This is a genomic window from Mycobacterium sp. SMC-2 (assembly GCF_025263485.1).
In the GTDB taxonomy this organism is placed as follows: Bacteria; Actinomycetota; Actinomycetes; order Mycobacteriales; family Mycobacteriaceae; genus Mycobacterium.
This window is the reverse complement of record NZ_CP079863.1, coordinates 3,695,930-3,709,152: the sequence shown is the minus strand read 5'-3', so window position 1 is coordinate 3,709,152 and position 13,223 is coordinate 3,695,930. Positions and strand designations below refer to the sequence as shown.

Annotated in this window: 10 protein-coding genes; 5 read left to right on the top strand and 5 right to left on the bottom strand. The window is 65.0% G+C overall.

Annotation, left to right across the window (positions count from 1 at the left end):
• Window positions 1-12: 12 nt before the first annotated feature.
• The 4 genes from KXD96_RS17300 to KXD96_RS17285 are packed head-to-tail and all read right to left on the bottom strand — an operon-like array spanning window position 13 to window position 5,909.
• Entirely contained in the window at window positions 13-1,113 is a 1,101-nt protein-coding gene (locus KXD96_RS17300) for a 3,4-dihydroxy-2-butanone-4-phosphate synthase (RefSeq protein WP_260738057.1), read from the bottom strand.
• Between the two features lie 49 nt (window positions 1,114-1,162).
• Window positions 1,163-2,221 carry an alpha/beta fold hydrolase gene (locus KXD96_RS17295; protein ID WP_260738054.1) on the bottom strand — a complete coding sequence of 353 codons (1,059 nt, stop codon included), beginning with the start codon at window positions 2,219-2,221 and terminating at the stop codon, window positions 1,163-1,165.
• A 13-nt stretch (window positions 2,222-2,234) separates the two neighbouring features.
• Complete coding sequence (locus KXD96_RS17290) at window positions 2,235-4,769, bottom strand: FAD-binding oxidoreductase (RefSeq protein WP_260738051.1); 2,535 nt, start codon at window positions 4,767-4,769, stop codon at window positions 2,235-2,237.
• Between the two features lie 30 nt (window positions 4,770-4,799).
• Window positions 4,800-5,909, bottom strand: coding sequence for an LLM class flavin-dependent oxidoreductase (locus KXD96_RS17285; RefSeq protein ID WP_260738049.1), 1,110 nt, complete (start codon window positions 5,907-5,909; stop codon window positions 4,800-4,802).
• 218 nt (window positions 5,910-6,127) lie between these two features.
• Between KXD96_RS17285 and KXD96_RS17280 the strand changes: the two genes are divergently transcribed.
• The 5 genes from KXD96_RS17280 to KXD96_RS17260 are packed head-to-tail and all read left to right on the top strand — an operon-like array spanning window position 6,128 to window position 12,641.
• The gene (locus tag KXD96_RS17280) at window positions 6,128-7,123 is read left to right on the top strand and encodes an enoyl-CoA hydratase (protein ID WP_396876863.1); all 996 of its coding nucleotides are present in this window, start codon (window positions 6,128-6,130) and stop codon (window positions 7,121-7,123) included.
• Window positions 7,124-7,141: 18 nt separating this feature from the next.
• The gene (locus KXD96_RS17275) at window positions 7,142-8,383 is read left to right on the top strand and encodes an acyl-CoA dehydrogenase (RefSeq protein WP_260738045.1); all 1,242 of its coding nucleotides are present in this window, start codon (window positions 7,142-7,144) and stop codon (window positions 8,381-8,383) included.
• Between the two features lies 1 nt (window position 8,384).
• The gene (locus KXD96_RS17270; RefSeq protein ID WP_260738043.1) at window positions 8,385-9,491 is read left to right on the top strand and encodes an acyl-CoA dehydrogenase family protein; all 1,107 of its coding nucleotides are present in this window, start codon (window positions 8,385-8,387) and stop codon (window positions 9,489-9,491) included.
• 7 nt (window positions 9,492-9,498) lie between these two features.
• Window positions 9,499-11,019: a long-chain-fatty-acid--CoA ligase gene (locus KXD96_RS17265; RefSeq protein WP_260738042.1), complete on the top strand. Its 1,521-nt coding sequence runs from the start codon at window positions 9,499-9,501 to the stop codon at window positions 11,017-11,019.
• Window positions 11,016-12,641, top strand: coding sequence for an AMP-binding protein (locus KXD96_RS17260; protein WP_260738040.1), 1,626 nt, complete (start codon window positions 11,016-11,018; stop codon window positions 12,639-12,641). The genes KXD96_RS17265 and KXD96_RS17260 overlap by 4 nt, the downstream gene beginning before the upstream one ends.
• Here the strand turns inward: KXD96_RS17260 and tpx are convergent.
• Entirely contained in the window at window positions 12,638-13,132 is a 495-nt protein-coding gene (gene tpx / locus KXD96_RS17255) for a thiol peroxidase (protein WP_260738039.1), read from the bottom strand. The genes KXD96_RS17260 and tpx overlap by 4 nt on opposite strands.
• Window positions 13,133-13,223: the final 91 nt, after the last annotated feature.

Below are 13,223 nucleotides of genomic sequence, written 5' to 3'. Positions count from 1 at the left end.
CCACTTTGCTACTCAGCCTGCCGCGGCCAACGGGCTCGCTTCTGGGCTGGCTCCTATCCCGTGCTCGCGGATGGTTCCGAACATGACAAGTCCAAATCCTGGCATGTCTTCGGAAAGTCGCAGGGCGTATACCCCCAGATCGCGCAGGATCCATGCGAGGGTTTCCGCATTTTCCGACACGAGGTCACCGACCGCGACATCGGCCCCCGCAAACAGGCCGCAAGCTCGGGCGGGCCCGGGTGGGCGCAGGTACACGACGACGCCGCCACCTTGGGCCGACATTTTTGCCAGTGCGCCTTGGAGTTCCCGGCCGCATCGACATGCTTTCGAGCCGAACACATCCCCGGTCAGGCACTCGATGTGGACGTGTAGCGGAATAGATACGCCGGAATCCACCGCGCCGATGATCACGGCCAGATGTTCGCCGCCATCGCGCACATCACCAAAGCCGATGACTCTGGAGTTGCCCGCCCAGGTGGGCAGGATCGTTTCCGCGAGCCGGACCACCTGTGGTTCGGTGCGCCGCCGATACGCCACAAGTTCGGCAATCGAGACCACGGCCAGCCCGTGTGCGACGGCGAATTCCACCAACTCCGCGCCGCGGGCCATCAGGGTGGGATTCCGGTGGGACACGATTTCGCAGAGTGCTGCGGCTCGTCGCCGTCCGGCGAGACTGGCGAGGTCGACGGCCGCCTCGGCCGTTCCTGTCCGTCCCAGCACCCCGTTACTTCCGGTCTGCAGCGGCACGACGTGGCCCGGACGGAGGAAATCGGAAGCCCGCGATTCGGCCGACGCGAGTGCCGCGATGGTATGAGCGCGATCTCTCGCCGAGATGCCGGTGCCGGTCCCGCGGACATCGACCGAAACCCGGTGTGCGGCAGTGCTACCGCACATCGGCGGAAGATCAAGCCGTTCGCACTCGGCCTCGGGCAGTGCGACTCGGACGTACCCGGAGGTGTGTCGGATGGTGAAGGACAGCAGCCGCGGGGTCGCCGCGTCGGCCGCGAAGGCAAGAAAGCCGTCGCCGTCGTCGGCGTCCTGGGTGACAACGACCGGACGCCCCGCTGCCACCTGGGCGATCGCGCGACGCACCCGCACGTCGGTTGTTCTCATCCGCGCTCCCGCGAACCGGGCGGGACGTCGAAGCGCTGAAACTCCGAACTCATCGCCACAGCCCGCCAAGGAAACCGAGCAACAACCGGTTGGTCTCCTCGGGCGCTTCCTGCTGTATCCAATGCCCGACGTCGGGCACCAGATGGGTACCCCGGTAGTTCGGCATGACCTCGTGTGCACGATCGATTGCCTCGGCGCCCCACATGGTGCCGACGTCGTACTGTCCGCCGATGAACAGCGCGGGGGGCGTGAGCGGTCTGCCTTCCTGATCCGCCAGGTCGTGCCAGTCGTTGTCGATGTTGTGATAGAAACTCAGCGGCCCGCCGAAGCCGGAGCGTTCGAATTCCCCGGTGTAGAAGTCGAGATCGGCATCGGTGAACCAAGCCGGCATCGTCTGCGGATAGCTGAACGCGTCCTTGAGCTTTGCGCCGGCGGCCATGCAGAGCGGTCCGGCGCGGATCACATCGATCGGGTCCATGGATTCCAGGTCGACGCCCGCCTCGACCGCCGCCTTGGTGGCCGCGATCATCCCGTCCCCGGAGACCGTGTAGGTCAGCCCCAGCAGCCAGCCGCGCAGGTCTTCCTCGATCTCGGCGATGATCCCGTCCTGCGCGGAGAAATAGTCCTGGTACCAGACCCGCCCTTCACCGGCAAGCTCCAGGTGGTACTCGTTGGGGCGGCGTTCGCCAAAGGGACTGCCCGGCAGGCCGATCACGCCGCGGCCGGCGAACGGAACGCTGACGCCGACGACACCGGCGCACCTGTGCGGGTACAGCCAGGCGAAAGTCCAGGCCACCGGAGCACCCCAGTCATGGCCGACCACGACGGCCTTGTCCGCGCCGTAGGCGTCGACGACGCCGAGGATGTCGCCGACCAATTCCGTGATGCGGTAAGCCGAATTCACGTAGTACTTCGAGGAACGTCCGTACCCACGCTGATCGATGGCGACCACGTGATAACCGGCGGTGGCGAGTGCGGGAATCTGATGACGCCACGAGTACCACGACTCCGGAAACCCATGGATCAGCACCACCAGCGGTCCGTTACCGGCCTCCACGGCATGGATGCGGGTGCCCGCGCAATTCAAGATTCGATGGACCTGGGACATGTTTGCCTCTTTCCTAGTGCCGGTCACCAGCGCCTGAAGCTCCTGCGCCCACAAGTCGGTCCGCCGACTCGGTTGGTACCGCACAATTTTCATAGTTGCGGGCGATCAACGTCTTTTGGCCCGCCAGCCTGGTCCGCGCCCACTTGGCGAGGACGCGGCCCGCAATCCCCGGCTTCATCAGGGCCAACGGCGGCTTGACGAGATGGACAACGGCCAAGAACTCGCGATAGGCGTCGAGATCGTCGTGGACCAATTCCAGCAGGCGGTCCATGTACCAGGTCAGCGCCCCGAAATAAAACGGGCGCTTCTTGTCCACGTCCTTCATCCAATCGAAGCGCAGGTTCTGTTCACGAATCACGAACCAGGCCGTGTCGGCCATCTTGGCGATGGACCGGTAGTACCGGCGCGGCAGATCCCGGTGCCCCGGTCCATACTTGGCCAGTAACACCTGCATCTCCCGAACTTCCTTGAGCGCCAAGCTCATCCCCAGGCCGGAAACCGGATCGGCGCTGGTGTATGCGTCACCCACGGCCAACAGCGCGCGCGGCAGGTTCCGCTTCTTTTCATAGTGCAGCCGCAACATGTTCGGATAGCGGAAGTTGTAAATCGGCGAGGCCGGTTCCAGCCCGTCGATGTTCTCCCCAATGACCGGCGACGGCATCAGATCTGCGAATTCACGGAACTCTGCCGCCGTTCGTGGCGGCGAATAGCAGTTGTAGGCGACCAGTGAGGTGGACAGGATGGTGCGCGAGCTGTCGGTGTAGTACTGCGCGGCGTAGGTGTCCTCGAACGGACGGTACGCATAGCAGATCACCATCACCTTGTCCTGCCACCGCCGCTCCGGCGGAACGTGGTGCTGCATGGTCGAATAGAAGCAATTGATGATGTCCTGCTCGACCTCGGGAGCTCCAACGCCGATGCGTTCCAGGAACTCCGGCACGCGGGTATTCTTGCCTGAAGCGTCCACGACGAATTCCGCCGGTACCACCTCGGGGTCGCTGTCGGCACGCTGGACCGCAACGCCGATGACGGTGTGGCTGTTGCGGTCGAACACGAGGTCGGTGACCTCTGACTCGTAGCGGAAGTCGATCCGCGGTTCGTCGTCCAGTCGGCGCCTGACGCACCATTCGAGCAGCGGACGTCCGGCGCAGACGATCTCGATGTCGCTCGTCCCCGGTTTCTTCCAGGTGCCTCCCAGCCGAATCCGGTACTGGGCGGCCATGTCGACCTTGAATGCCCCCTCCCGCACCATGTCGTCGACAATGCCCGGGAAAAAGCGCTCCAACTCGATCTGTCCCGCGGTAAGCAGGTGATGGAGATGCCAGCCCTGCGCGGCCCCGGGCCTGCCCTCACGGCGGCGGTGCGGATCGTCCTTCTCGAGGACGATTACGCGCTCGAACGTTTCACTGCACACCTTGGCCGCGGCAATGCCCGCGATGCTTCCCCCGATGACCACCGCGGTACCCCGACCTGCCCGGCGCACCTCGGCGACGTTGACATCGGCGTAGTCGAGGCGAACCGAGTTGCGGCGGCGTGCTGCTCCGCTGGCCACGAACTTCTCGTAATACAACCCCACGCGATGGAAACCCTTGGTGTCCAGCCAGTTTCGGGTGGCTTCGACCATCGCGTCCGGCCCGCAAAGGTAGACGTCGGCGTCCCCGCCGGCCAGCATTCGTTCCTCCAGCAGATCGGTGACGAGTCCAGTGCGCCCATCCCACTCGGTGTCCGGGCGCGCGACGATGACATGCAGCTCTAAGCCGGGAACACGGCGTCTCAGTGCTTTGAGTTCGTCGAGCTTGCACAGGTCTTGGGCAGAGGTGACCCCATAAAGGAGGTAGATCGGTTGACCGACACCGCTATCCAGGCTTTGAGCCATCGCCAGGATCGCCGACAGACCCGTGCCGCCGGCGACCAGGATCACCGGCCGCACCATGGGGCGCAGATAGAAGCTACCCTTACTGCACCGCAACGCGATATGGTCACCCGGCTTCGCATGGTCGCGCAGGTAATTGGTCATCACGCCGTCCGGCAGCAGCCGGATAATGAATTCCAGTTCGGCACGCCCGTCGGCCGGATGCGCAAAGGAGTAGTTCCGCCATACGTCGGTACCCGGCACCCGCAACTGGGCGAACTGGCCGGCTCGGTAGTTCAGAGCTCCGGCCATGGACGAGACATCCACTCGAAGGATCGCGGTGGTGGGCGACACCAAGTCGACTGAAGTCACCACACCGTCAACCGTGATCAGCAGGGCTGCATTGTCGTCGACCGGATATTCCAGTTCGATCCGGCAATCGGATTCGGCGAACGTCTGGCAGGTGAGGATCTTTCGTGCCGCTCGCTCGACATCGGACAGGCCCTCGGTGCGTCCCATCTCATAGCGGCCCGCGGTGCAGGTCGCCACACAAGTGCCGCATATCCCGCTTTGGCATTCGTTGACGATCGCCACGCCGTGTTCTTCGGCGGCCTCCAAAATCGACTGGTCCGGACGCACCGGCATCGTCTTGTGCGTGCCGTCCGAATAGCCGACAGTGACCTGACGAACCGCCATTGCGTTGCTCCTTCCCACCAGCGCGGAGCGCTAAACGATTGCGGCGGCAGGCTTCTTGGCGATGCGGGCGTTAAGCCTGGGCATGACCTCCTCGGCGAGCAGCCGCATGGAATCCTTCCAGGGTCCGGGGTTGTCGCTGTAGTCGAAGCCGAGGATCAGCAGATGCCCGAAGCCCCCGACCTGGTCGTAGGTGGCCTCCAGCTTGTCGACCACCGTCTCGACAGACCCGACCACGAAAGTGTTCTCGGCGAGGTATTCCGGTGTTACGTCCGCGTCAGGCACCGCGGGGTTGTGTTTGTAGAACTTGGTCATGCCGAACATGCGGAAGGTCGGTAGGACGTACTCGCGCATGTTGCGCCCGATGACGCCGTCGACCGCATACCGGAATGCCTTCTCGTCGGTTTCGGCGACGAGGACCTCACGAACCAGTCGCCAATCACGGCGATCCGGTGTGCGCCCGCTGCGTGCCGCGCCTTCCAGTACCGCGTCCCAGTGTGTTGCCACGTACTCGGTGTTGAGATCCAGACTCATGGGCAGGTAGCCTCGCTCGCCGGCGAGCTTGAGTGTCTCCGACCCGGCGCTGAAGCCCGTGACGCCGATGGGCGGGTGGGGTTTCTGGAAAGGCTTGATATGACGGGTCATCAAGCCCTCGAACATCGGCGCTATACCGTTGGCGTTCCAGTACTTTCCCCGATGTTCCCACGGGCCGTCCTCGGTCCAGACACGCAACATGATCTCGAGGGCTTCGCGCGTCATCTCGCGATGCTCGCCGTTTTGTCCGTCGACATCGAACAACGCCCAGTCGCCCGGGATACCACTGGCACCGACGCCCAGCATGTAGCGGCCTCGGGCCAGGTGGTCGAAGTACGCCACCCGATGAGCGAGTTCTACCGGGTGGTGGTACGGCAGCAGATGCGCGCCGGGAGCCAGTTTGATCGCCTTCGTGCGCAGCAGCGCTTGCGCTAACAGCAGGTCGGGCGCACAAATCGGCTCCCACGGCACCGTGAAGTGCTCCCCGACCCAGGCCTCCACATAGCCCAGCTGGTCGGCAAGCTCAATGATGTCGAGGTCCCACTGCGTCGCGTCGTAGAGGTTCCGCTCGGGCGGGTGCGCCGGCATGAGAAAAATCCCGATCTCCATCTTCAACCTTCCTCGGTAGTGGCCGAACCCAATCGAGACGACTGCTCGGCATCTCGGCATTCCGTACCTACGACGTACAACACAGTAATAGCAAGATACATCGCCGGGCGCAAGATGCAGTTATCGTCGTATTTATCAACTCAGATAATTTTTCAGTAGCGTATCGCTTATGGACATTTTGCTCTTAGCCGCGTAGCCTCACCGACGTAAACCCGGCCATGTGCGGTCAGGGCCGGGCACAACCGGCCGAACCGTGCGAGGACACTGCCGTCGATACCTCCGCGCGGCCTCGTCCAACTCCTCGAGAGGAGCACTCCGTGCAGGATTTCGACTACATCCGATACGAGGTCGTCGACCAAGGCCGGATCGCCGTCATCACGCTCGACCGCCCGAAGCAACGAAACGCGCAGAACCGCGGGATGCTGGTCGAGCTGGACGCAGCTTTCGAACTGGCCGAAGCAGATGACGCGATCCGCGTGGTGATCCTGCGGGGCGAGGGTTCGTCGTTCTCCGCGGGCCACGACCTCGGGTCCGCCGACGACGTCCGGGAGCGCTCACCCGGCCCGGACCAGCACCCGACATATCGATGCAATGGCGGAACGCGCGGCGGCGTGGAGTCACGGCACCGTCAGGAGTGGCATTACTTCTTCGAGAACACCAAACGGTGGCGCAATCTCCGCAAGATCACCGTTGCCGAGGTCCACGGCATGGTCCTGTCGGCCGGCCTGATGCTGGCGTGGTGTTGCGACCTCATCGTCGCGGCCGAGGACACCGTGTTCGCCGATGTCGTCGGGACCCGCCTTGGGATGTGCGGTGTGGAGTACTTCGGCCATCCATGGGAGTTCGGGCCGCGCAAGGCAAAAGAGCTCCTGCTCACCGGTGACTCACTTGACGCCCACGACGCGCACGCCATCGGGATGGTCAGCAAGGTGTTTGCGAATGACGAGTTATCTTATTGCACAATCGATTTCGCCCGCCGCATCGCCAAATTGCCAACCGTCACGGCGCTCTTTATCAAGGAGTCGGTGAACCAGTCCGTCGACGCCATGGGATTCTGCACGGCGCTCGACTCCTGCTTTTCCATCCACCAGCTCAATCACGCGCACTGGTCGGAGGTGACCGGGGGAAAGCTGTCCTACGGCACGGTCGAGAACGGGCTGGAGGACTGGCGCCTGGCGCCCGAGATCTTGCCCGCGGCCAAACAGCGCCCCTGAGCTGCGGAGGCAGTGCACGTGGATGTCGACTACCCGCCCGAAGCGGAGGCGTTCCGCGACCAGATCCGCGCCTTCCTCGACGAGCAGCTCCCGCCCGATTGGGCCGGCGGTGGGGCGCTGCCGCCGGAGCAACGACGGACGATCGCGCATCGGTGGCGCCAGGTCCTTGCGGACCGCGGCCTTGTCGCGGTGTCCTGGCCGAAAGAGTACGGCGGGGCCGGTCTCTCCGCGATCGAGCAGGCGGTGCTCGACGAGGAGTTCGCGCGGGCGGGCGCACCGGAGCGGTTGGAGAACGACCTGCTTGGCATCCAGCTGCTCGGCAACACGCTGATCGCGCTGGGCTCCGAGGAACAGAAGAAGCATTTCCTGCCGCGCATTCTCACCGGCGAAGATCGCTGGTGCCAAGGGTTCTCGGAGCCCGAGGCGGGCTCGGACCTGGCATCCGTTCGGACCAGGGCCCTGCACGATGGCGACGAGTGGGTGCTCAACGGACAGAAGATCTGGACCTCGGCGGGGCCCACCGCGAACTGGATCTTCGTGTTGACGCGCACCGATCCAGACGGACCCGCACACGCGGGCCTGTCGATGCTGCTGGTACCGATGGACCAGCCCGGCGTGGTGGTTCGCCCCATCGTCAACGCCGCCGGGCACGCGTCCTTCAGCGAGGTGTTTTTCTCCGATGCCCGCACACCGGCTGCCAATGTGATCGGCCGGGTCGGCGATGGCTGGACGGTGGCGATGACGCTTCTCGGATTCGAGCGCGCCTCACAGGTCACCACGGCCTCCATCAACTTCGGGCGAGAACTCGACAGGCTGTGCGAACTGGCCCGCGGGCGCGGGATGCATACCGACCCGCGCATCCGCGACGCCTTGGCGTGGTGCTACTCGCGTGTCCAGATCATGCGGTACCAGGGCTACCGCGGCCTGACCCTGTTGGTCCGCGGTGAGCGGCCCGGCGCCGACGCCGCGATCAGCAAGGTCTTTTGGAGTGAGTACTTTCAGCGCTACACCGAGCTCGCCGTCGAGATCCTCGGCATCGACGCGCTCAGCGGGGAGGGGCCGGGCAACGGCGAAGCGCTGATCGTCCCGGAGGCCGGTACCCCCAACTCCGCCTCCTGCTGGCTGGACGAGCTGCTCTATGCGCGTGCCGCCACCATTTACGCCGGCAGTTCACAGATCCAGCGCAATGTGATCGGTGAGCGATTACTGGGCCTGCCCAAGGAACCACGGATGGTTCCGGAGCGAATCGGGCTGCGCTGACATGGATTTCCGCTACAGCACCGAACAGGACGACTTCCGCGCATCGCTGGCCAGCTTTCTGCGGGAGGTGTCCCCGCGGACGCGGGTGCGCGAGGCGGCCGCTGCCGACGGCCACGACCGGCTGGTCTGGCAGCGACTGTGTGGCGAGCTGGAGCCCCTGGGACTGCATGTCCCACCGGAAGTCGGCGGCGCGGGTGGCACTCTCGTCGAGACCGCGATTGTGTTCTCCGAACTCGGCAGGGCACTGACCCCCGTACCGTTGGCCACCACCACCTTCGCGATCGAGGCTGTCCTGCGCATGGGCGACGCTGAGCAGCGAAAGAGGCTGCTCGCAGGCCTGCTGACCGGAGAACAGATCGGCGCGTTCGCCGCCGCCGGCCCCAACGTGGGCGACCCGTCGACGGCGACCGTGCGGGCCAGCAACCTTGGCGATGGAACCGTCCTGGACGGCGAGTGCGCTCCGGTGCTGCATGGCCACGTCGCGGACCTGTTCGTGGTCCCGGCGGTGGCCGACGGCCCCGAAAGCGCAGTGGTCTTCCACGTCGTGGCGGCCGACGCACCCGGGGTCACGGTCACACGCCTGCCGTCGTTCGACATCACCCGTCCGGTCGCCAAGTTGCAGCTGGCAGAGGCTCCGGCTGAAGCGTTGATCGCGGGTTCACCCGACGAGGTCGAGCGGGTGCTCGACGTCGCCCGAGTGCTACTGGCCGCCGAGATGCTGGGCGGCGCCGAGGCGTGTCTTGAGCTTTCGGTCGAATATGCCTGCCGCCGTCAGCAATTCGGCCGCCCCATCGGATCGTTTCAGGCAGTCAAGCACGCCTGCGCCGAGATGCTGATCGAGATCGACGCGACGCGCGCAGCGGTGATGTTTGCCGCGATGAGCGCCGTAGACGAGCGTGAGCTAAAAATCGCCGCACCGTTGGCCAAGGCGCAGGCCGCCGACACCTACGTCCTGTGCGCCGGCTCGGGTATTCAGGTTCAGGGCGGCATCGCCTTTACCTGGGAACACGACTTGCACCTGTACTTCCGCCGGGCCAAAACCACCGAAGCACTCTTCGGCAGTAGCACCCGCCACCGGGCGCTGCTCGCCGACCGTGTGGGCCTGTAGGACTCTCGTGGACGGCACCGGCATCAAACTCTGCGACGTCCTGGCCCGCCACGCCCGAGTCCGTCCGGACAGCCTGGCGTTCGTCGATGTGCGGCGCCGGTGTACTTTCGCGCAGCTCTACGAGCGGGTGATCCGCCTGACGAACGTGCTGTCCGCGAAGGGAGTTGGTCCGAACGACCGTGTCGCGGTGATCGGCCTGAATTGCCTGGAGCTGATCGAAGTCTGGTTCGCTACCCTGCGGCTGGGCGCCGTCGCGGTCCCGGTCAACTTCCGCCTCGTCGCAGACGAGATCGCGTATGTGCTCGCAGACAGTGGTTCCGTCGCGGTGGTGACAGACTCGGCGTGCGCACCGGCCATCGCGCACGCGCTCAGCAAAGCACCCTCCGTCAACACGGTTCTCAAGATCGGTGGTCTGGATGACCTTGTTGCGGCAGCGGACGGCGTCCCCGTCAACGTCAGAGTTTCGGACGACGCCGCCGCCTTCATCATGTACACGTCGGGCACCACGGGCCTTCCGAAGGGCGCGGTGCTCACACACCGCAACCTCTACCTGCACGCTTTGAGCGTGATCGCCACACTGGGGCTGGGCAGTGACGACAATTGCTGGATGGCACATGCGCCGCTGTTCCACGTCGCCGGTGTATCGGGGATGTTCCCGACGTTCTTGACCGGCGGCACGGTCGTCGTCCCACCGTCCGGCGGCTTCGATCCCGTGGCCGCCATCCGAACGATCGTCGGTGAGCGGGTCACGTCCTGCTGGATGACGCCGGCACAGTGGCAGACGGTCTGCGCATTGCCAGATCTTCGGTCGTGGGATCTCAGCCGGCTGCGTCGTGTTTGGTGGGGCGCGGCACCCGCGTCGACCACCCTGCTGCGCACGATGTTCGATGCCTTTCCGCGTGCGGAGATCATCGCGGCCTTCGGGCAGACCGAATGCAGCCCGATCACCTGCCTGCTGCGCGGACAGGACGCTCTGCGCAAGATCGGATCCGTGGGCACCCCGATGCTGGGCGTCGAGGTGCGCATCGTCAACGACGAGATGGACGACGTTGCGCAGGGCGAAGTCGGCGAGATCGTCTATCGCGGACCGCTGGTGATGAAGGAGTATTGGAAGAAGCCCGCCGAGACCGCGGAAGCCTTTCGCGGCGGCTGGTTTCATTCGGGCGACCTGGTCCGGCGGGACGCTGATGGCTATATCTATGTGGTCGACCGAAAGAAGGACATGATCATTTCGGGCGGTGAGAACATCTACAGCGCCGAGGTGGAAAACGTCGTGGCAGCCCACGCCAAGGTCGCCGAGGTTTCGGTTATCGGAGTGCCCGACCCGAAATGGGGCGAGACCCCGATGGCGGTGATCGTGGCGAGCGACCCGGCAGACCCGCCGACCGACGACGAGATCGAGACGCACTGCCGCGAGCACCTCGCTTCGTACAAGCGGCCTCGCCGTGTCGTGGTCGTGGATGCGTTGCCGCGCAACGCTAGCGGCAAGGTGCTCAAGGCCGACCTCCGCCGCGAGTACGCGCGGTGAAGTCCTACGACGCGGGGCCCGTCGCCACCCCACTGCTGGACGAGACCATCGGGGCGAACTTCGAGCGCACCGCGCTGGCGTACCCCGACGTCGACGCGCTTGTCGACGTGGCCGGTAACCGGCGGTGGACCTACGCCCAACTCGACAGTGAGATCGACTGTCTCGCCCGCGCTTTGATGGCCGTCGGCATCCAGCGCGGCGACCGGGTCGGGATCTGGTCCCCCAATTGCCCCGAATGGACGATCCTTCAGTACGCCACGGCCAAGATCGGGGCCATCCTCGTCTCGGTCAATCCCGCATATCGAACTCACGAATTGTCTCATGTGTTGCGCGATTCGGGCGCTCGGCTGTTGATGTCCGCGACAACCTTCAAGAGCTCCGACTACCGCCGAATGGTTGACGAGGTCCGTTCCGAGGCCCGCGGATTAACCGATGTCGTGTTCCTGGGCACCGCCGACTGGGAGCGGCTGCGGCAGCGCGCCGGCGAGGTGACCGCTGACGAATTGCGGTGCCGGACGGCCACCCTCAGCCCGCGGGATGCGATCAACATTCAATACACCTCGGGCACAACGGGAGCCCCCAAGGGGGCCACCTTGTCGCACCTCAACATCCTCAACAACGGGTTCTTCGTCACCGAACTCATCCGGCTCGGGCCCGGCGATCGACTCTGCATCCCGGTGCCGTTCTACCACTGCTTCGGCATGGTGATGGGCAATCTGGGCTGCACCACCCACGGGGCCACCATGGTGATTCCGGCGGCCGGCTTCGATCCCGCCGCGACGCTGGAGGCGGTCGAAAAGGAGCGCTGCGCAGGCCTCTACGGCGTGCCCACGATGTTCATCGCGATGCTCGGCCAGCCCGACCTCGCTCGTCGTGACCTGTCGTCGCTGCGCACCGGCATCATGGCGGGCGCCACCTGTCCGGTGGAGGTGATGAAGCGCTGCATCGACGAATTGAAACTGTCGGAGCTCTCGATCGCGTATGGCATGACGGAGACCTCCCCGGTGTCCTGCCAGACCCGCATCGACGACGACCTAGAGCATCGAACGACCACGGTGGGCCGGGTTCATCCGCACGTCGAGATCAAAGTCATCGACGTCGGCAGCGGCAAGCTCGTGGAGCGGGGGAAGCCGGGTGAGCTATGCACCCGCGGCTACTCGGTGATGTTGGGTTACTGGCACGACGACGACCGAACTCGAGAGGTCATCGATCGCGACGGATGGATGCACACCGGAGACCTGGCGGTCATGCACGACGACGGTTATTGCGAAGTGGTCGGGCGCATCAAGGACGTGGTCATCCGCGGCGGTGAGAATCTGTACCCACGAGAGATCGAGGACTTCCTGCACACTCACCCGGACATCGACGCCGTGCAGGTTGTCGGCGTTCCCGACGCCAAGTACGGCGAGGAAATCTGCGCCTGGATCAAGATGCGGCCCGACCGTCCACCGTTAGACGCGGATGCCGTGCGGGCGTTTTGCCTCGGGAAACTCGCGCACTACAAGGTTCCGCGGTATGTCCACATCGTCGACGAGTTCCCGATGACGGTCACCGGGAAGGTGCGCAAGGTCGACATGCGGGCCGAAACGGTGCGACTGCTCGGGTTAGAACCCGAAAACTAGCCCGCCGCGGCCAGCGCCGCGTCGTAGTTGGGCTCCTGGCCGATCTCCGGCACCAACTCCGTGTAGGTGACCTTGCCGTCGGGGCCGACCACCACGATGGCTCGGGCGAGCAGACCGGCCATCGGGCCGTCGTTGATGGTGATGCCGTAGTCCTCGCCGAAGCTGCTGCGGAACGCCGACGCCGTCTTCACGTTCTCGATGCCCTCCGCCCCGCAGAACCGGGCGAACGCGAACGGCAGATCCTTCGACACGCATACCACCGTGGCACCGCTGGCGGCAGCGCGCTCGTTGAAGGTCCGCACGCTGGCCGCGCATACCGGTGTGTCCACCGACGGGAAGATGTTGAGCACCACGGGCTTACCGCCGAGCTGGTCGCTACTGACCTCCCCCAGGTCGCTGCCCGTCAGGCTGAAGGCCGGCGCCGGGGATCCGACGCCAGGCAGTTCGCCGACGGTGTTGATTGGGTTTCCTCGCAACGTTATCTGTGCCATGTCGGACAGTCTGCCAAGCCCGCCGCGGCCGCCACGGGCCAGGTCCCCGTGTCCTAATTGGTGGGGTACAAGGCGTAGACGACATATCGGG